Below are 19459 nucleotides of genomic sequence, written 5' to 3'. Positions count from 1 at the left end.
GCCGTGGGCTCTCCCCACCCCCCCCCCGCCCCCCCCCCGCAGCGCCCGCGACGGGCCGGCGAGTCCGCCGCGGTCCCCCCCCCCCCGGCCCCCCTGCCCCCGCAGGGGCCCGCCCCCCCCGTCCCCCACCGGGGTGTCCCCACCCCCGTGGGGGCCCCCCCCCCCCCCCACCACTGGTCCACCGGCACAGCGCGCCCCGACGGTCTCCGACCAGGAGTACCCACGTATGGGCAAGCTCGGCACCACCACTCACTCCGTCGAGATCGACGGCAAGCACATCACCTTCGAAGGCGGCAAGCTCGCCGCCCAAGCCGGAGGCGCGGTCGTCGCGTCGCTCGGCGAGACCACCATCCTGACGACGACCACCTCCTCGTCTCAAACCAAGGAGTTCCTCGGCTTCTTCCCGCTCACGATCGATGTCGAGGAGCGGATGTACGCGGCGGGCAAGATCCCCGGCGGCTTCTTCAAGCGCGAGGGGCGTCCGTCCGAGAACGCGATCCTCACCTGTCGTCTCACCGACCGACCGCTACGTCCCACGTTCGAGGACGGGCTGCGCAACGAGATCCAGGTCGTCAACACGATCCTGCAGACGACCCAGACCGACCCCTACGACGTGCTGGCGATCAACGCCTCGTCCGTCTCCACGATGCTCGCGGGCGTGCCCTTCCACGGGCCCGTCGCGGCTCTGCGTTACGCCATGCTGCGTGACGGCAGCTGGGAGGCGTTCCCCAACTACGAGACCCTCGAGAACGAGGCCGTGTTCAACATGGTCGTCGCCGGCCGCGTCACCGACGGGGGCGAGGTCGCCATCCTGATGGTCGAAGCCGACGCCACCGAGAACGCGTGGCGGATGATCGAGATGGGCGCCACCAAGCCGACCGAGGAGGTCATCGGGCAGGCGCTCGAGGACCTCAAGCCGATCCTCAAGCAACTGTGCGAGGCGCAGCAGGCCTTCGTCGACGAGATGGGCGTCCGCGAGACCGCGGAGTTCACGCGCTTCCTCGACTACACCGACGAGGTCTTCGAGGTCGTCGATGCGTTCGCCAACGACGGCGTCGCCGGCATCTACGACCAGCATGGCCTCACGAAGGATGAGCGCAGCGAGAAGCTCGGCCAGTTGCGTGACGAGTCCGTCGCGCACGCGGTCGAGAAGGGCGTTGCGGACCTCGACACCGAGGCGCTGACCAAGCAGGCGAAGGAGGCCTTCCGGTCGGTCGAGAAGAAGATCGTCCGCAAGATGATCTCGGAGAAGGGCGTCCGCATCGACGGTCGCGCCCCGACCGACATCCGCTCCCTCGAGGCCGAGATCGACCTGCTTCCGCGGACGCACGGCAGCGGCTGGTTCCGTCGTGGCGAGACCAACGTCCTGACGGTCCTCGCGCTCGGTTCCATGCGCGCCGCCCAGCGGCTGGACACGCTGTCGCCGGAGGAGGAGAAGCGTTACCTCCACCACTACAACTTCCCGCCCTTCTCGGTGGGAGAGACCGGTCGCATCGGCTCGCCCAAGCGCCGAGAGATCGGTCACGGAGCGCTTGCCGAGCGAGCGCTGCTTCCGGTGATCCCGGATGAGGACAGCTGGCCCTACACCATCCGCCTGGTGTCGGAGGTGACGTCGTCCAACGGCTCGACCTCGATGGCGTCCGTCTGCGGATCCACCCTCGCGCTCATGGACGGTGGGGTGCCCATCCACGCTCCGGTGGCCGGCATCGCGATGGGTCTGATCAAGGAGGGCGACACCTTCACCACCCTGACCGACATCCAGGGCACCGAGGACTTCTACGGCGACATGGACTTCAAGGTCGCCGGCACCGCCGAGTTCGTCACGGCCCTGCAGCTCGACACCAAGCTGACGGGTATCCCGTCGGACGTGCTGGGGTCGGCGCTGTTGCAGGCCAAGGACGCCCGCATGCAGATCCTCGAGGTCATGCTCGGGGCCATCGACGAGCCCCGCGCCGAAGTCAAGGACGGCGCCCCGCGTGTCATCAACCTCACCATCCCGCGCGACAAGGTCGGCGAGGTCATCGGTCCGAAGGGCAAGGTCATCCGCGAGATCACCGAGGAGACCGGCGCCGAGATCGATGTCGACGACGACGGCAGGGTCGGCACGGTGCGCATCTACGCCGACAACAACGCGGCCGCGGCGGCTGCGGAGCAGCGCATCAACGCCATCGCCAACCCCACGATCCCCGAGGCTGGGGAGCGCTACCACGCGACAGTGGTCAAGACCGTCGACTTCGGGGCCTTCGTCAACCTCACACCCGGGATCGACGGGCTGGTCCACATCAGCAAGCTGAGCAAGATCGTGGGCAAGCGCCTCGACCACGGCGAGGAAGCCGTGAACGTCGGTGACAAGCTCTGGGTCGAGGTCCTCGAGGTCCTCGACGGTGGACGCAAGTTCAAGCTCGACCTCGTCGAGGGAGGCGAGGGCGACCGTGGCGCCGGTGACCGCGAGGAGCCAGCCGGGTCCGACCGTGACCAGCAGCCGGACACGCCCGCCGCCGAGCGGTCCAGCGACGACGACGCGCAGGATGCTGGGCGCTCGGACGACGACGATGCGAAGGATGCTGGGCGTTCGGACGACGATGACGGAGCCCGACGCGAGCGCAAGCGCACGCGCACGCGTTCCCGCGACTGACGCGTGGACTTCCTGACCGCCGAACTCGACTCGGGCATCCGGGTCGCGACCGAACCGATGCCGAGCGTCCGCTCCGTGGCGCTCGGCTTCTGGTTCGCGATCGGGTCGCGTGACGAGGGACCGGACGAAGCCGGTGCCAGTCACTTCCTCGAGCACCTGCTCTTCAAGGGCACCGAGCGCCGCACGGCGAGGCAGATCGCCGAGGAGCTCGACGCCATCGGGGGCGACCTCAACGCCTTCACCTCGAAGGAGTACACCTGCTTCTACGCGCGTGTCCTGGATCGCGACCTCCCGGTCGCTGCTGACGTCCTCGGTGACATGGTGGTGAACGCGACCAACACCGCCGACGACGTCGAGGCCGAGCGGCAGGTCGTCCTCGAGGAGATCAACATCCACTTCGACTCCCCCGACGATCTCGTACACAGCGACTTCGCACACGCGCTGCTCGGCGACCACCCGCTGGCCCTCGAGACGCTGGGGACCCACGAGTCGATCACGGGCATGTCGCGGGACACGATCCACGACTACTTCCTCACGCACTACCGCCCCGAGAACCTCGTGGTCGCGGCGGCTGGCAACGTCGACCACGAGGCGGTGGTCGCGCTGGCCGAGGGCATGCTCGGCGATCTGGGCCGCCCAGGTGGGCGCGCCTCCACCCGCCAGCGCCCCGACCGTTACATCACCTCACCGGTCACGGTCCGCACCCGTCCGACCGAGCAGGCGCACGTCGTGCTCGGCGGGCGTGGCCTCGAGCAGGACGACGACCGTCGGTGGGCGTTGCGTGTCCTGAACGTGGCCCTCGGCGGAGGTATGAGCAGCCGACTCTTCCAGGAGATCCGTGAGGAGCGCGGTCTGGCCTACGCGACCTACAGCTACACCCAGACCCACACCGACGGCGGGGCCTGGGGCGCCTACCTCGGCACCGCCCCGGGGCGGGTCGACGAGGCGCTCAAGGTGCTCGTCGACACCCTCGACGGCGTGATCGACGACCTGACGGTCGCGGAGGTCGAGAGGGCCAAGGGCAGCCTCAAGGGAGGGATGGTCCTCGGTCTCGAGGACACCGGGTCGCGGATGAACCGACTCGGCAAGATGATCTCGACCGGAGCTGAGCTGATCACCGTGGACGAGGCCATCCGCCGGACCGACGAGATCGATCTCGACGCGGTCCGTGCGGTCGCACGTGACCTGCTGGCGCGCCCGCGCTGCCTGTCCGTGGTGGGACCGTTCGCCGCCGACGAGACCGACCGCTTCGCCGACTACGTCGCCTGAGGCTCCCGGAGCGAGGTTCGCGGACAGACCCGTCACGCGCTGGCCCACCGCCACGCCGCCTCGGGCCCGTCGGCGAGGGCCTCACGCAGCTCGTCTGAGGGATGCCGGCCCCGGCGCGTGAAGCGCTCCAGGAACTCCTCTGCGAGGCCGGCCTGGGGGATGGCGAGGCGTTCCGCGCCCGCGAGCGCGGCCTCCAGCACGGCTCGCGCGAGGGGTCCCAGGTCCTCGTCGCCCAGACCCCGTGTCGCGGCCCGCTGCAGCAACTCGGGGAGTCGCGCGCGGTGGGGTCGCAGCCGATCGAGGGCCGCCTCCATGGTCCGGTCGTCGTAGAAGAGACTCGTGACCAGCGTGATGGCGGCGGGGAGCCACCGTCCGGGGAGCGCGTCCACCCCGCGGATCTCGACGTAACCACGCAGGCGGGCCTCGGGGAACAGCGTCGTCAGGTGCAGCGAGAGGTCGGAGGCGCGCGGGTGGCCGTAGCGGGGATGGCCCTCGGCGACCCATCGCCCGAACCTCCACCCGGGCTCACCCGCGAGGTACCGGCCGTCGCGTTCGAGCAGCATGACGTCGGCACGGAGCGCGTCGGCCACGGCGTGCTCGAGGGGGTCGTCGTTCCCGGCGACCAGCGGGGGCGGCACGCCGGTGCGCGTGGGATCCAGCTTGCGCCAACCCATCGCCCGACCGTTCACGGCGCCGGGGCGGGGACTCGCCGCGAACGCCGCGGTCAGCACGGGGGCGACGAGGTTCGCCAGCAGCCAGCGTCGACGAGCGTGGTCGGGCGGACCGAGGTCGAGGTTCACCTGGATCGATGCCGACGCGCACATCAACAGGTGGCCGTACTCGCCGCCGCGCCGGCCGAAGTACGTGGTCATCGCCTCGTAGCGGGGGACCTCGAGCTGGACCGGTACCTGCTCGGGCCGGCTCCAACAGTCGAGTCCGGCCGCGGCCAGGCCCGCTCCCGCCGCCCCGAACCCCGCCCAGACCTTGGCGAGGACGCCCTCGAGGTCATCGATCGCGGTCGCGCAGTCGGGCTGCGGTGGCCCCGCGAGCTCGAGCTGCGCCCCCGGTTCCTCCGTGACGAGGGTCCCGTCGAGGAACCACGCCGGACGCGCGTCGGTGGCCCCGGGGCTGCGCTCGATCCCGTGGATGTCGTCGACGATCGCGACGATCTCGACGAGCGCGAGACGGGCCGCGGGACGTCGACCCTGCGCGAGCCAGAAGGGGAACAGCTCGAGCTCGAGGCCGACCTGACCCACGACCGGGTTCGACGGACGGGGCGCGTACACGTGCGCGGCCAGCCACGCCCGTACATCGTCGTCATCGTGCAGAACGTCGTCCACCGACGGGAGCCTACGACGCCGGCCCTTCCGGGTAGCGTGATTGCGTCGAGGGAGAGGCGGGATGTGGCGCTGCGGGTCGGTGTCCTCGGAGCTGCGGGTCGGATGGGGCGCACGGTCTGCGCCGCCATCGCGGATGCGACCGATCTCGACCTGGTCGCGGCGCTCGACCCCGGGGGAGCGGGCGAGACGCTGCACGGCGTGGTCGTCACCTCCGACCGGGCGTCGCTCACCGGTGCCGGGGTCGAGATCGCCGTCGATTTCACCCACCCCGACGCGGTGCTCGACAACGTCGTGTGGTGCCTACAGAACGGCATCCACGTCGTGGTCGGCACCACGGGCCTACCCGAGGATGGCCTCGACCGCATCGCCGATCTGGCGTCGCAGGGCACGGCCAACGCCTTCATCGCCCCCAACTTCGCGATCGGCGCGGTGCTGATGATGCACTTCGCACGCCTCGCCGCACCTCATCTGCCGCACGTCGAGATCATCGAGCTCCACCACGACCGCAAGGCCGACGCGCCCTCAGGGACCGCCGTGCGGACCGCGGACCTGATCGCGGACGCGCGGGAGCAGGCACCGGCGACGGTCATGGGCGAGGTGCTCCCGGGTGCGCGGGGAGGGGAACGCCACGGCATCCGCGTCCACAGCGTGCGGCTCCCGGGCCTGGTGGCACATCAGGAGGTGCTGTTCGGTGGCGAGGGGCAGACGCTGAGCATCCGGCACGACAGCACCGACCGAACGTCGTTCATGCCCGGTGTGCTGCTGGCCGTGCGCCGCGTCCGGGACCGGCCTGGCCTCACGGTCGGCCTCGAAGCACTGCTCGGGCTGTAGTAAGCGTCGACAGGTCGCTGGCGGGCGCCCACGGGGAGGTCGGGTGGCACGGTAGCTTCCGTGTGTCCGTCCACCCACTGGGGCCACCCGTGACCACCACCGATGAGGCCCGCTACACCGAGGCGCTGCGCCGCTACGTCGGCGCCGGCGATCCGCGGATGTCGCAGGCCGTGTTCGATCGCATGCGCGACTCCGGCGTCGAGCCCGACGCGGAGCACTACCAGCTCCTGCTCGGCGTGTACACCAAGTCACGCGACCTCACCGGCGCGCAGCAGGTCCTCGAACAGATGCGTGCTGAGGGCTTCGAGCCCGATACCGATGCGTTCGCCCAGATCGCGCTCGGGTACGCCCGCTCCGGGCGCACCCGGGATGCGCTCGAAGCGCTCGACGTGCTGCTCGAGAGTCGCACCCGCCCCAGCGAACGAGCGATCTCGGATCTGCTCGGACTCGCGTTGTCGGCACGTCGCTACGACAGGGCGCGGGTGCTCGTCCGCTGGCTGGCCCACGAGGGGACGGCGGCGCACCCGTCGGAGTACAACGCCCTGCTCGAGGACTGCATCCAGCGTCGCGCCATCAACGACTCCATCTCGCTGGTGCAGACGATGATCGACGTCGGGGCGCCACCGAACCCAGCCCGAGTCAGCGACCTCGTGACCATGATGGCGCGGTCGGGCCACCCCGACCGTGCACGGGAGCTGCTCGACCTCTCCGAGAAGGCCGGAGTCGACTTCGATCCGCACGTCGAGACCGAGTTGCTGCTCAGCTACGCCGGGAGCGGCCGGGTCAAGGACGCACAGGCGAGCTACGACCGGCTACGCCAGGCAGGGGTCCATCCCAACAGCCTCCACCACAACGCGCTCCTGCAGGCACGCCTACAGGTCGGCGACACCGACGGTGCGTGGAGGCTCGCCGAGGATCTGGCGGACGGCGGAGGCGTGCCCACGGTCGCCAACCTCGAGCGTCTCCTCGACCTGTCGGTCTCGGCCGGCCAGCTCGACCGGGCGTGGGGCGCGTTCGACTGGATGCTGCTGCTGGGCATCCAGCCCCACCCGGCGAAGGTGTCGAGCATCATCAGCGGGTTCGTGCGGGCCGATCGCGTGGACGACGCCATCCGGGTCCTCGACACGGCCCGTCAGGCGCACGTCCCACCGGACCGGCGCCAGGTGCGCGAGGTTGTCGACGGGCTCGTCAAGCAGCGGCGCCTGGACGATGCCATCGCGCTCCTCGATCGGCTGCCCACGAACTCCGAGCCGACGCACGCAGGCGACTACGTCGCGCTGCTGGGCGCACTGGCTCGCGCGAAGCGCCACGATGATGCGGTCGCGCTGGTCGATCGGCTCCTGGCCCGTCGCATCGACCCCCCAGCGGCGCAGTCGTCGGCGATCGTCAACGGCCTCGCCGCGGCGAAGCGCCTCGACGACGCCAAGGAGGTGCTCGAGCGCCTGGCGACCGCCGGGGTGTCGATCGACGAGCCCACCTACCGCGAGCTCATGTGGGCGTTCGCACAGAAGGGCAAGGCCGACGAGACCCAGTCCCTCTACGACCGTATGGTCGCCGCCGGCATCACCCCCGACGATCGCCACCAGAAGGCGGTGGCGTGGGCGCGCGGCGAGACCGCGAGGCGGCTCCCCGAGGGAGCCGGCGAGGTCGCGCCACCAGCGCCCGACGTCGCACCGGATCCGGTATCCGATCCTGGCGCTGCGGAGTCGGATCCGTCGGGTGGGTCGGCCGACGGGGTCGCAGCCCCCGACACCGCGTCCACACGGGGAGGTGGCGAGAGCTGAACGTGGACCAGGGCAGCGACCTGCGCGGCCTGTCCGGGCGCATCACGACCGTCGCGGTCGTGGCGAGCGCCCCGCTGGCTGCGGTCGTCGTCGGAGCGGCGGTCGCGCTCGTGACGGCGGGCGCCGATGACCGCACGGCCTCCCTGCTCGTGCTGGTCGCGACCGCGAGCTGTCTGCTCGTGGTCGTCGTCGGGGCGGTCGCGCTGTACCGCGGTGTGGCGCGACCCCTGGCCCGTCTGCGCTCGGTCCTCGCCCACGCCGATCCGGACGCGATGCCGCCCGACGTGCTCGACCGACCCGACGAGGTCGGCGCGCTGGCGCGATCGCTCGCAGGGGCCGTGGCACGCGTCAACGAGCAACGCGAACTGGTCGAGGAGCTGTCGCTACGGGACGCCGACACCGGCCTGTACGCGGTGCGCGAGTTCCGTCAGCGCCTGGAGAACGAGGTCGCCCGATCACGGCGGCACGCCCGCACGCTCACGTTGCTCGTGGCGAGCGTCGAGGGACGGGAGTCCCTGACCACGGCGGAGGCACGGGCCGTTGCCGCACAACTCGAGGCGAGCATCCGGCCCACCGACATCGCCGCGAGGACGGGGCTGGCTCGCTTCGCGGCGATCCTGCCCGAGACCGCCGGCCACGGCGCCGAGGTCGTCGCCGAGCGTCTCCGCACCGCGGTGCGCGAGCTGCCTGACGACCTCGTCCTCAGCGTGGGGTTGGCGGCGTTCCCCGGCGACGCCGGGACAGCTGACCAGCTCGTCATCGCTGCGGACGACGCCACCGGTGCCGCCAGCCTCCGCGGAGGAGACCAGATCCGCCACTACGGCGACCTGTGATGAGCACCTGGCGTGCGAGGGGAGAGCCTGCGCAGGACGATGATGCGCGTCTGTCGCGTGACGTCGCGGCACGCGTGTGGACGTTCGCACGACCGCACCGGCGCAGGTTCGTGGGCCTGTTCGCGGTCGTCGCCGTCTCGGCCGTGCTCGGCGCGATCCCGCCCCTGCTGTACCGCTCCATCATCGACACCGCGATCGCTGACCGGCGCCTGGGCTTGCTCACGGTGCTGTCGCTGGGCGTCATCGTCGTCGCGGTCGCGACCGCGGCCACCGGGGTCGTCGCGCGGTGGCTGTCGGCGACGCTCGGCGAGGCGGTGGTCTACGACCTGCGAGTGACGCTGTTCGAGCACATCCAGCGGCTGCCGTTCGCGTTCTTCACCCGCACCCAGACCGGCGCGCTGACCAGCCGGCTCACCGAGGACCTGCAGGGCGGCTACCGCGTCTTCACCGAGACCATCGCGTCCGTGGCGAGCACCATCCTCGGAGTCGTCGTGACGCTCGGGGCGATGTTTTTGCTCGACTGGCGCCTGACCCTGCTGTCGCTGTCGATCGCCCCGCTGTTCATCATCGTCACCCGCCGTATGCGCGGACGCCTGCACCGATTGATAACGGCCGTCGCCGACGCGAACGCCGCCATGAGCACGCAGATGACCGAGCGATTCCAGGTGGGCGGGGCGCTCCTCGTCAAGCTGCTCGGCCGTTCCGATCGCGAACGTGAGGCCTTCGGGGCGCGTGCGGGACGTGTCCGTGAACTCGGCGTGGACACGGCGTTGACCAGCCGGATCTTCCACGTCGGGTTCTCGCTCGTGGCGACGGTGGGCATCGGCCTCGTCTACTGGGTGGGTGGACGCCTCGTGATCAGCGAGACGGTGACCATCGGCACGTTGGTCGCCTTCGCCGCCTACCTCACCCAGCTCTACGCCCCGTTGACGATGCTCGCCAACGCGCGTGTCGACCTGGCCAAGGCGCTCGTGTCGTTCCAGCGCGTGTTCGAGGTGCTCGACTTCCAGCCGGCGGTGGCTGAGCCCGCCGCGCCCGTCCGCCTGGAACGACCCCGCGGTCATGTCGAGTTCGACCGCGTCTGGTTCCGCTACCCGCGCGCGGTCGACGTGACCCTGCCATCGCTGCGGGGCGAGCTGCCGGTCGAGGAGTCGGACCGTGAGTCCGACTGGGTCCTCCGCGACGTGTCCTTCACCGTCGACCGGGGCGAGACCGTGGCCCTCGTCGGTCCTTCCGGCGCCGGCAAGACCACGGTCACCATGCTGGTGCCCCGCCTCTACGACGTGGTCGAGGGCGCGGTCCGTGTCGACGGCCACGACGTGCGCGAGCTGTCGCTCGACGATCTCGGCAAGGCGGTCGGCATGGTGGTCCAGGACACCCACCTGTTCCACGACACCGTGCGCGACAACCTGCTGTACGCCAACCCCGATGCCAGCGAGCGCGACCTGATCGAGGCAGCGAAGGCGGCACGCATCCACGACCTCATCGCCTCGCTCCCCGATGGGTACGACACGCTCGTCGGTGAGCGCGGCTACCGCTTCAGCGGGGGTGAGAAGCAGCGACTGGCCATCGCCCGCCTGCTGTTGCAGGACCCCGCGATCGCCGTCCTCGACGAGGCCACCGCGCACCTCGACTCGGAGTCCGAGCGGCTGATCCAGCAGGCCCTCGGCGAAGCCCTCGCCGGACGCTCGTCGATCGTGATCGCGCACCGGCTCTCCACCGTCGTCAACGCCGATCAGCTGCTCGTGCTCGATCGCGGCGAGGTCGTCGAGCGCGGCACCCACGGCGAACTCATCGAGGCAGGCGGGCTGTACGCCGAACTGCACCGCATCCAGTTCAGCCAGCCGCACCTGCAGGTCATCGAGGGGGACGTCGAGACGGCTGCCGACCTCGCCGCAGGTGGCCAAGCCTGAGGTGCGTGCTGTTGTAGAGGAGGTTGTCGGTGGACCTGGACCTGACCGATCGCGCGTTCATCGTGACCGGCGGCACGAGCGGGCTGGGGTTCGCGACGGCGCGCGCACTGGTCGAGGAGGGCGCTCAGGTCCTCGTTTCGTCACGAGATCCCGCGAAGGTCGGTGACGCGGTCGAGCGTCTGGGTGGTGGACGGGTGACCGGCCTCGCCGCGGACGTGACCGACGCTCGGACGCCGGGGCGTCTGATCGAGCGTGCCCGTGCGGCGTTCGGTCGCCTCGACGGGGCGTTCGTCAGCCACGGCGGACCTCCCGCCGGACCCGCGTCCGAGCTCGACGACGACCGCCTTGGTCGATCGCTGGAGCTGGCCACGGTGGGCCCCATCCGCCTCGTCCGTGAGGTCGCCGCGGCACTCGAGGATGGTGGGGCGATCGCCGTGCTCACCTCGTCGTCGAGCGTGCAGCCCATCGCCGGCCTCGCTTCGAGCAACGTGGCCCGCCCCGCCGTCTGGGGCTACGTCAAGACCCTCGCCACCGAGCTCGCACCGCAGGGGATCCGCATCAACGTCGTCCTACCTGGCCGGTTCGCGACCGAGCGCGTCGCGCAACTCGACGCGGAGCGTGCCGAACGTGAGAGTCGCTCGGTCGAGGAGATCCGCGCCGACGCCGAGGCGGGCATCCCGCTGCGTCGACTCGGCGACCCACTCGAGCTCGGCCGGGTCGCCGCCTTCCTGCTGTCACCCGCTGCGTCCTACGTGACCGGGGCGGCGTGGGCGGTCGACGGAGGTGTCATCCAGGGCCTGTGAGCGGTCCGTCGGGTCCCGGAGGGCCGTCGCTACCCTCGACCGATCCTGCCCTTGAGGGATGCTGTGACGACGAGCTTCACCGAGGAGGAACGCGCGGTCCTCGCGCGCTTCTTCACCAACCTTGACGAGCCGGTCTTCGGGCTGGTCAACCTGCCGGAGGTGGTCAAGGGCGCTCTGTTCGCCCGGTACTCGCGGTACGGAGGCTCGCTTCGTCGGCTGTTCCTGGACGAGTTCGCCGGCGACCTGTCGGAGCTGAGCAGCTCCCACACCGCCGCCGAGGTCGGCATCGAACGCGCCGAGGGCCTCTACCAGCGCGTGTTCAGCGAGTACGGGGATGACTCGGTGGCCCAGCTCGGCGGGGCGCACGTCGCCATCGAGGGCGTGTCGAACCTGCTGACCAAGCACATCGAGTGGCACCGCCTCGCCGCCTACCTCGAGCAGTCCACGCGCTACATCCCCTACACCGACAAGCGCGACGGCCGCTACCGCTACTACCGCGACCCCGACATCCTCGCGGGGCCGCACGCCGAGGCGTACACGACGGCGCTCGACGCGATCTTCGACGCGTACGCGGCCGCCTACGCACCGACGCTCGAGTGGGTGCGCGCCACCTACCTCCAGGACGAGACCACCTCCGACTTCGTCTACCGCGCTGCGACCAAGGCGAAGGCGCTCGACCTCATCCGGGGGATGCTGCCCGCCGCCACGACCTCCAACCTCGGGATGTTCGCCGTCGGGCAGAGCTACGAGGCCCTCCTGCTCCGGCTGCGCTCGCTCGAGCTGGCCGAGGCGCGCGACGTCGCCGCGCTGCTGCTGCAGGAGCTGCGCCGGATCATCCCCAGCTTCCTGACCCGGGTCGACCGCGACGACCGGGGCGTGGTGTGGTCCCACTACCTCCGCAGCCGACGAGACGAGACGCGGGCGCTGGCCGCCGAGCTCATCGGTGACGAGAAGCCGGACCCGGCCGACCTCGTGACGCTGGTGGACTGGTCGCCACGCGACCCCGACGAGGCCGAACGCGAGCTGTGCGCCGCGATCCTGTACGCCGCCACCGAGCTGCCCGAGGTGCAGCTGCGCGACCGTGTCGCCCAGCTCGCACGTGAGGATCGCCTGCGGCTCATCCGCACCTACGTCGGCGAGCGCGGCAACCGCCGCCACCGTCCCGGTCGTGCGTTCGAGCGGGTCTGGTACCGCTTCGACGTCCTCGGCGACTACGGCGGCTTCCGCGACCTGCAGCGTCACCGGATGCTCACCATCGAGTGGCAGGACCTCACCACGCGGCACGGCTACGACGCGCCGGAAGAACTCGACGACGCTGGCGTCGCGGCAGCGTTCCACCAGGCCCAGGAGCGCTCCGCCGAGTTGCACGCCCAGCTCGTCCCCGACCACCCCATCCAGGCGCAGTACGCGGTGTGCTTCGCCTACCGCGTCCGCTACGTCATGCAGCTCAACGCGCGAGCAGCGATGCACCTCATCGAGCTGCGGTCGACGCCGCAAGGCCATCCCCAGTACCGCGCGATCGCGCAGCAGATGCACCGCCTCATCGCGGAGCAGGCCGGCCACACCGCGATCGCCGACGCGATGGCCCACGTCGACCACGGCGCCGCTGAGCTCGAACGCCTCGAGTCCGAACGCCGCGCCGAGCAACGCCGCAGGCAGACCTGACCCTGTAGAGGTTGTCGCCGGGGTTGTCCCCAGTTCTCCACACATCGGTGGATCGGGTCTCGACGTGTCACACGCCGAGGGTACGTTCGGGCTATGAGTTCGCACCCCCGCCCCGACAGCCTCGGCCCCGACGACCAGCCCTTCGTCGTCCCCCTCGCGCCGCCTGCCGTGGCGCTCGAGCTGCCCGACGACGCCGCCACCGTCCCCGAGCTTCGTGAGGTGCTCGACATCCTGGAGGCGGAGTCGCGGATCATCGCGCGGGCGGTGGAGCTGATCTCTCGGATGCTGGCGTCGGGGGATGTCGAAGCCGCGACCGGGGTGCCGTTGGAGCTGTGGCTCAGCCAGCTCGGGCACGCCACCCGCGCGGACCGGCGGATGCTGCTCAAGGCCGCCACCACCCTGGTGGACATGCCGGCCACGTTCACCGCGTTCCGCTCCGGGCAGCTGTCGTGGAGCCAGACCCGCGCGATCGTCGACGCCGCCTCCCGGTTGCGTCAGGCCGAGCGGGGCGTGCTCGACGACGCGCTGGTCGACGACCTGGCCGCCGCTCGCAGCGACGACCGGACGAGATCACCTGGCGGGTCGTGCTGTTCGCCGGGGAGCTCGTCGCGTCCCGGCTGGAGACCTCCGATGTCGATCCAGACGGGGTCGTCAACCGGGCTCACATGCAGCCGCGCCTGGACGGCACCGGCGGCAAGCTGTACGCCGACCTGGACGGGCTGGGTTTCGCCATCGCCGACCAAGCCTTCGCCACCCGCATGGGCCGCCCCGAGGGACTCGAAGCCGACCCGGCTAACCAGCCCGACCCGTCCGCACGCGCCAGCAACCGCGACGCGATCTCCCGCTCACGGGGCGATGCGCTGGTGGACATCTTCCGCGAGTCCCTCGCCGGTCACGGCGGTTGCAGCGACAGCGACGACGCAGCCGACGACCACGACGAGCGGCACGACGGCGACGACGACAGCGACGGTGACCGTGATGGTGGCGGTAGCGGCGGGCGCGACGGAGATGGCGGTGGCGGGTCCGCGTGCACTGTCAAGCCGGCCCAGCCGCTCGTCCTCGCGACCACGACGCTCAACGACCTGATCGGGCTCACCCACGGCCCCGGCGAGCTGCTCACCACGCTGACCGGAGGGCGGATCCGCGTCACCAACGCCGCGTTGCGACGCCTCATCGACGAAGGAGGTGCGTCCCTGCGGCTGATCGTCACCGAGGACACTGGCCGCGCAGTGGGGGTGGGCCGCAAGACCCGCATCCCGCCCGACTGGCTCCGCGAGGCCTCCCTCGCCCTGCACCCCGAGTGCCTCGAACCCAACTGCCGAAGATCCGCCCGTGGCTGCGACCTCGACCACGCCATCCCCTGGGACCCCGGCGGATCTGACCGACCCGCCGGAACCACCGACCTGGACAACCTCGGGCCGCTGTGCCGTTCAGGGCACACCCGCAAGGACCGGGGCGGCTGGAAGCTGTCCCCGATGCAGCCCGACGGCAACCGCTACTGGGACCACGACCGGTCCGGGATGCGGATCTCCATCCCACCCGCGACCCGGGGGCTGACCCGACCCAACCGACGTCCCAGCGAGGGCAAGGACCCGGGCATCTGACGCCCCGCCCCGTGAGCCCCACCGCGGTGGGGCCCACACCCATGCCTGGGGGTGCCGGTAGGCCGCGCTGCGTCCGTGACGCGTCAGCTGTGGGTCAGTTCAGGCGAGACTTCGCCTACGAACATCGGGGGCTCGATGACGACGAGTTCTCCGTAGCGCTCGTGCAGCTGTTGCTGGAGTGGGTCCCCGATATCGCTGGGGACGACGACGACGCCGCGGGCGAGTTGCGCCGTGATGATGCGCGGGCCGAGGTCCCCTGGGTCGGCGATCCTCCCCTCCTCGATCAGGAGGGCTTCGACCTCGTCCCGAGTGTCGTACAAGATCTGGGCTGGCACGCACATGGGTGCGACCTCGATGGAGAGGGGTACGGGTTCGGCGGCATCAGCCCGGTTCGTCGGTAGGTCGTCGACGGACGGGTCTCGTCCGGACGGCTTCGTCGATGATGGCGCGTGCTCGCTCCAGGGACAGCACGGTGGTGTCGACGAGGTGCACGATCGAACGTGCCTCGTAGTCGTGAAGCCCTCGTACAGGCCCGGGGTCGCCGCGAGGGCCGCCGCGACGTGACCCACTTTGCAGCTCTGCCAGGTCGTTGGCTAGCCAGTCGGTATCCACAGTTGGTTGAGGCCTCTGCGCCTCCGTCCACCGGACGCATGCAGATGTCGGCGAGGATGGAACCGAGGCGGCCGGGCCCGGTTGGATCACGACGTCCGGAGACGGGGCCGAACCGATCGCGAGAGCCACGGCGGCCACGAACACGAGTGCGCCTGTCCCGCCGATGGCTGCCACGATCGTTCGGCGACGTTGAACTCGCCGGCCGCGGCGGGCCATGGCGTCGAAGTCGGGCATCGTGAGATCGGTGCTCGCGGCTCGCTCGAGTTGCTCACGCAGCTCGTCAGGAATCACGTTCTCCTTCGGGCGGCACCCTGGTCTGTAGGTGGTCGCGAAGGGCCGCTCCTCCAGCACCACGTTGCGCCGCTGCGGGTCAGCAGCAGCGGCCAGCCACAGCGGTGCCCGGTCTGCCTTGTGCCTGAGCAGCCGTCGTACTCGCGACCGACCTTGCCAAGCGACCCTCGGCGATCCCGTCGGGCCAGTTCATCCCGGTCGCCACGACCACCCCGGTCGGGTTGCCGTACAGGATGCTCGACTGGGCCGCGACCTGGGCGGTGTCGCAGCGGCCCGAACCTGCATGACGGAGGAAGGGAGCCCGACGTCCTCGGAGAGTTCACGTTCGGCGAGTGCGGATGAGCGTCGCGGCACCGGCCATCAGCATGACTACCGCCACGGCCGTCACAGCCAGCGGATCGGCACCGGTCCGGGGCAGCTCGCCTCCGTCTATGCCGGGGCGGCGAACCGTGACCGTCTTGGCGTGCTCCGAGAGACCGGTGATGACCAGCCGCACGGTGATCTCACCGGGGGGGACCGCATCGCGTCGGATCGCGTATGCAGCGTTAACGATGGTCCCGGTCGCCGGACAACCCCACTCAGGGCCCACGCTGGGGACGGTCACCGTCAGCACCCGGTCATCGAGTGCCGCTGTGGCGGGCTGCGGGGCTCCGCAAGTGTCGCTGGTTGTGCCGACGACGAAGAACGTGTCGAAGTCGACCTCCGGCTGCGTCTGCAGCGGAATCTGCGAGGCGACCACCCGCGTGAAGCCCAGGTTCTCCCAAGTCTCATCCCATTGTTGTTCGTTCAGCGCGATCTCGGGCAGGTCGGTGCTCCCCAGGGCGATGAAGATGCTCCATTCCTGGCTGAGAAGGGTCTGCAGCTCGACCGGGACGGGGTCCGCCTGGACGGGGGACGCAGCGGCCATGATCGCCATCAGAGTGACGAGAGCCGCAATGACGGTTTTACGGGCGGCGTGGTGCGAGCAGCCCATCCAGGTCCTCCTGTGCTCGGAAGCCGACCGCGCCCTCCCGGCCGAGCAGGTAGGCGCGGAAGATGCTGCCCCAGAACCCCACCGCCTGGGCAGCGTCGTCCTCCAGCACCACGTTCGCCCCGCTGCGAGTCAGCAGCAGCGGCCAGCCGCAGCGGCGCCCAGCCAGCTTGGTGCTGGTGCAGCCGTCGTACTCGCGGCCGACGTTGCCCAGCGACCCTCCTGCGATCCCGTCGGGCCAGTTCATCCCGGTCGCGACGACCGCGCCGGTCGGGTTGCTGTACAGGGTGCTGGGCTGGGCCGCGACCTGGGCGGTGTCGTAGCGATCCGTCCCGTCCCAGCGCAGCACCCGGCTCGACCCCACAGCCGTCTCCGCCTGGTCCTCGGCTTGCTGGCTGACCGCGGCGGTGCCGCCCGCGATGTGGACCTGCTGGATACGGGAGGCGTGCCGCTGGAGGAAGTCGAGCGTCTCCGCGTGCAGCGCCGGGTTGGGGTTGGTCGCCGTCGGGGCGGGGGTCATCAGCATCGGTGCGCGGTTGGCGTAGGCCCAGGTGCTCATCGTCATGGCGTCGGGGAAGCGGTCACCGGCCACCAGGGTGACCTCGATGTTGCCGCTGCGTGCCGCCATGATCTCGTCCGCCAGCGCGGCAGCGGTGTGGTAGCGGGTGGCCCCGTCGATCCGCCGGATGGTGTAGCGGTTGCAGTCGTTGAACGCCGTGAGGATGTCGTTGCTGACGGCTGCGGTTCCTCCCACGACGTAGATCGTCCGACTCGCGCACCCCAGGAGCCGGTCGATCTCGTTGCGGATGGGCGAGTCCAGGGTGCCGAACCGGTCGATGTCGTCCTCCTCGACCAGCAGCACCGGCGCGTCGCGAACCGCAGCGAAACCGGAGGGGGCGAGCGAGTCCGCGAAGCCGTCATCTTCCGTCAGGCCCCGGCCCCGAGCGAGCACCACCGCGGTCGGCAGCCACTGATCCAGCGCGCTCGGTGTGCTGTCGCCGGGGAAGACCTCGCGGGCGATCCTGACGCTGGTCTCGAGGCGATCGATCCCGCCGAGCCGCACGGTGCCGTCCTCGAACGCCGCGCGCAGGTCGAGGAACCCCACCCCGACGTTGAGCCCAGCGACTGCGAACTGTCGCAGGGTGCCAAGGACACGGTTCTCCGCCCGCAGCGCCGGCAGCGCCGCACCGACCCCGGTCGTGTAGGCGGTTGCAGCCGGGTTGCTGCTGGTCAGCGCCGAGATCGCAGCAGCGACCTGCGGGGCGGCCAGCGATGTGCCGCCGCCATCGTTGATGAACCCGAACGGTGTGTTGCCACCGTGGTCGCCGTTGGGGAACCACGACGTGATGATCTCGTTGGCGTCCGCGGCGATGTCCAACCACTGCCCCTGGTTGGACATGCAGCCGTGGAACTCGGCCACCTGGGAGAGGTGATTGTCGATGTCGGTGCCGCCGACGGTCACGGCCCCGTGCGCGGCACCAGGGAACAGCTCGGTGCCGGTGGCGAATTGGCACCTGTCATTCCGAGGTCCGCCAGGAGCGCGGACGTTGCCGGCGATGCCGACCACCGAGACGCCCCGTCGCCCGGCAGCGTTGACGGCGAGCTGCCACTGGTCGGGCCAGCCGTCGGGGTCTTCGCCGCCCTGGAGGTTGTTGAAGTTGTTGGTGAACTGCAGGCTGAGGTTGATCACGCCCACGTTGGCGCTGCCAGCACGGGCGGCGGCGCCCCGGATGGCCTCGGGTGCAAGCAGAACCCGCCGTTCTGCCGTGACCGGCACGGGTCGGCGAAGGTGCCGTCGGGCCGTTGTTCGGGCTCCAGGACGCGGTAGGAGATGTAGTCGGTGTCGTAGCCGACCGATGCCATCCCACCCTGCGCGTCGGGGTACGCGGCACGGTTGTTGGTGGTGGCGGCAGCGACCCCGGCGACGCTGGTCGCGTGGTTCAGCCAGGGGTTGAACGGCGTGGCGGTCTGGGCGCAGCTCGATCCGGAGGTGACGCAGTCGAACTCGTCGGTGCGGAGCGGGTTGGCGAGGTCGGGGTGGATCTCGCGGTTGTTGTTGGCGCCGCCGAGGTCGAGGCCGGAGTGGTGCATCGACATCCCTACGTACCCGCGCTGCAGGGGAGTGTACGTCGCGGTGATCGTCGACGTGTGCTGCCGCGCGATCTTGGGCTGGGCAGCCGCCAACCACATGCGCACCAGCCTCGTCCTGGACGCGCTGACGATGGCGGCCGGGGCGCGGCGCCCCCCACCCGGGCTGATCATCCACTCCGACCGCGGATCGCAGTACACATCGAACGAATGGCTACAGGCGGTCTCTGACGCCAACGCGCGCGCCTCGATGGGACGCGTCGGCCCACGCCCCAAACCATGCGATCTCCTGCCCATCCGCTTGCCCGACGCGGGCACTACGCCACCGCGTCGTGTGGGACGTCTAAGGCAGCGAGGGTGATGCACTCATCGCCGTCCGGAACGCAGATTCGCGCTGCGACGTCGATGCGCGAGCCGAGCGACACCGTCGGGCCCCACCGAGCTACGACAGCGATCTCGTTGCTGGTGTACGGGTGAGGGTCGCTGACCTCGGGTTCCCACACGCCCTCCTCGGTCCGCACCCACAGCTGATCCACATGGATATCGGCAGTCGTCAACGGCGCCGGCGAAGAGACATAGAAAGCAACGCAGAGTGTCCCGCACCTGGAGTCGCCGGGATCCTCATCTCGCCATGCGATGCTGCCCTCGAGCGAGTACTCCGCCCCACCCAGCACTTGTGGGCCGGGTGAGGCCGCGGGGAACGGGGCAGGATCGCCGCCGCAAGCCCCAGCGAAGAGAACGACGATCCCGGTGGTCAGCGCGGCGATCCGCGTCCTTGAAGGGCCGGCCCCAACGCGGCCACGCGCGGCTGCTACCGGTGA

The 19459-nt window shown here is 70.5% G+C and carries 17 protein-coding genes; 11 read left to right on the top strand and 6 right to left on the bottom strand.

Annotation, left to right across the window (positions count from 1 at the left end; all coding sequences use genetic code 11):
• Positions 1 to 226: 226 nt before the first annotated feature.
• Positions 227 to 2635: a polyribonucleotide nucleotidyltransferase gene (locus KY469_02240; GenBank protein MBW3661892.1), complete on the top strand. Its 2409-nt coding sequence runs from the start codon at positions 227 to 229 to the stop codon at positions 2633 to 2635.
• 3 nt (positions 2636 to 2638) lie between these two features.
• On the top strand, positions 2639 to 3904 hold the full coding sequence (locus KY469_02235) for an insulinase family protein (GenBank protein ID MBW3661891.1): 1266 nt from the start codon (positions 2639 to 2641) through the stop codon (positions 3902 to 3904).
• A 32-nt stretch (positions 3905 to 3936) separates the two neighbouring features.
• Here the strand turns inward: KY469_02235 and KY469_02230 are convergent, their stop codons facing one another.
• Positions 3937 to 5244 carry a hypothetical protein gene (locus KY469_02230; GenBank protein MBW3661890.1) on the bottom strand — a complete coding sequence of 436 codons (1308 nt, stop codon included), beginning with the start codon at positions 5242 to 5244 and terminating at the stop codon, positions 3937 to 3939.
• Positions 5245 to 5313: 69 nt separating this feature from the next.
• Here KY469_02230 and dapB point away from each other — a divergent pair, with 69 nt between their 5' ends.
• The 8 genes from dapB (at position 5314) to KY469_02190 (ending at position 14677) form a co-directional block, all read left to right on the top strand.
• Positions 5314 to 6075, top strand: a complete 762-nt coding sequence (dapB, locus tag KY469_02225) for a 4-hydroxy-tetrahydrodipicolinate reductase (protein MBW3661889.1) — start codon at positions 5314 to 5316, stop codon at positions 6073 to 6075.
• A gap of 89 nt (positions 6076 to 6164) precedes the next feature.
• Positions 6165 to 7859 carry a hypothetical protein gene (locus KY469_02220; GenBank protein MBW3661888.1) on the top strand — a complete coding sequence of 565 codons (1695 nt, stop codon included), beginning with the start codon at positions 6165 to 6167 and terminating at the stop codon, positions 7857 to 7859.
• Between the two features lie 2 nt (positions 7860 to 7861).
• Positions 7862 to 8692, top strand: coding sequence for a diguanylate cyclase (locus KY469_02215; GenBank protein MBW3661887.1), 831 nt, complete (start codon positions 7862 to 7864; stop codon positions 8690 to 8692).
• Entirely contained in the window at positions 8692 to 10605 is a 1914-nt protein-coding gene (locus tag KY469_02210) for an ABC transporter ATP-binding protein/permease (protein MBW3661886.1), read from the top strand. The genes KY469_02215 and KY469_02210 overlap by 1 nt, the downstream gene beginning before the upstream one ends.
• A gap of 29 nt (positions 10606 to 10634) precedes the next feature.
• Positions 10635 to 11408 (top strand): SDR family oxidoreductase, encoded by a 774-nt coding sequence (locus tag KY469_02205; protein MBW3661885.1) that lies wholly within the window; start codon positions 10635 to 10637, stop codon positions 11406 to 11408.
• A 63-nt stretch (positions 11409 to 11471) separates the two neighbouring features.
• Positions 11472 to 13073 (top strand): FAD-dependent thymidylate synthase, encoded by a 1602-nt coding sequence (locus KY469_02200; protein ID MBW3661884.1) that lies wholly within the window; start codon positions 11472 to 11474, stop codon positions 13071 to 13073.
• Positions 13074 to 13166: 93 nt separating this feature from the next.
• The gene (locus KY469_02195) at positions 13167 to 14159 is read left to right on the top strand and encodes a DUF222 domain-containing protein (protein ID MBW3661883.1); all 993 of its coding nucleotides are present in this window, start codon (positions 13167 to 13169) and stop codon (positions 14157 to 14159) included.
• Positions 14160 to 14233: 74 nt separating this feature from the next.
• A complete protein-coding gene (locus KY469_02190) occupies positions 14234 to 14677 on the top strand; it encodes an HNH endonuclease (protein MBW3661882.1) in 444 nt (147 codons plus the stop codon).
• An 83-nt stretch (positions 14678 to 14760) separates the two neighbouring features.
• Here the strand turns inward: KY469_02190 and KY469_02185 are convergent, their stop codons facing one another.
• The 4 genes from KY469_02185 to KY469_02170 form a co-directional block, all read right to left on the bottom strand.
• Positions 14761 to 15018: a hypothetical protein gene (locus tag KY469_02185; protein ID MBW3661881.1), complete on the bottom strand. Its 258-nt coding sequence runs from the start codon at positions 15016 to 15018 to the stop codon at positions 14761 to 14763.
• A gap of 881 nt (positions 15019 to 15899) precedes the next feature.
• On the bottom strand, positions 15900 to 16553 hold the full coding sequence (locus KY469_02180) for a hypothetical protein (protein MBW3661880.1): 654 nt from the start codon (positions 16551 to 16553) through the stop codon (positions 15900 to 15902).
• Positions 16525 to 18327, bottom strand: coding sequence for a cell wall-binding repeat-containing protein (locus KY469_02175; GenBank protein ID MBW3661879.1), 1803 nt, complete (start codon positions 18325 to 18327; stop codon positions 16525 to 16527). The genes KY469_02180 and KY469_02175 overlap by 29 nt, the downstream gene beginning before the upstream one ends.
• A complete protein-coding gene (locus tag KY469_02170) occupies positions 18237 to 18641 on the bottom strand; it encodes a hypothetical protein (protein ID MBW3661878.1) in 405 nt (134 codons plus the stop codon). The genes KY469_02175 and KY469_02170 overlap by 91 nt, the downstream gene beginning before the upstream one ends.
• A gap of 31 nt (positions 18642 to 18672) precedes the next feature.
• On the opposite strand from KY469_02170, the gene KY469_02165 reads away from it, so the two are divergent.
• Positions 18673 to 18999 (top strand): DDE-type integrase/transposase/recombinase, encoded by a 327-nt coding sequence (locus tag KY469_02165; protein ID MBW3661877.1) that lies wholly within the window; start codon positions 18673 to 18675, stop codon positions 18997 to 18999.
• Here the strand turns inward: KY469_02165 and KY469_02160 are convergent.
• Positions 18956 to 19174 (bottom strand): hypothetical protein, encoded by a 219-nt coding sequence (locus KY469_02160; protein MBW3661876.1) that lies wholly within the window; start codon positions 19172 to 19174, stop codon positions 18956 to 18958. The two genes, KY469_02165 and KY469_02160, sit on opposite strands and share 44 nt — an antisense overlap.
• Positions 19175 to 19459: the final 285 nt, after the last annotated feature.

It is taken from the genome of Actinomycetota bacterium, assembly GCA_019347575.1.
Taxonomy (GTDB): Bacteria; Actinomycetota; Nitriliruptoria; order Nitriliruptorales; family Nitriliruptoraceae; genus JAHWKY01.
Note: the sequence above shows the minus strand (reverse complement) of the source record. Positions and strands in the feature narration are given on the sequence as shown.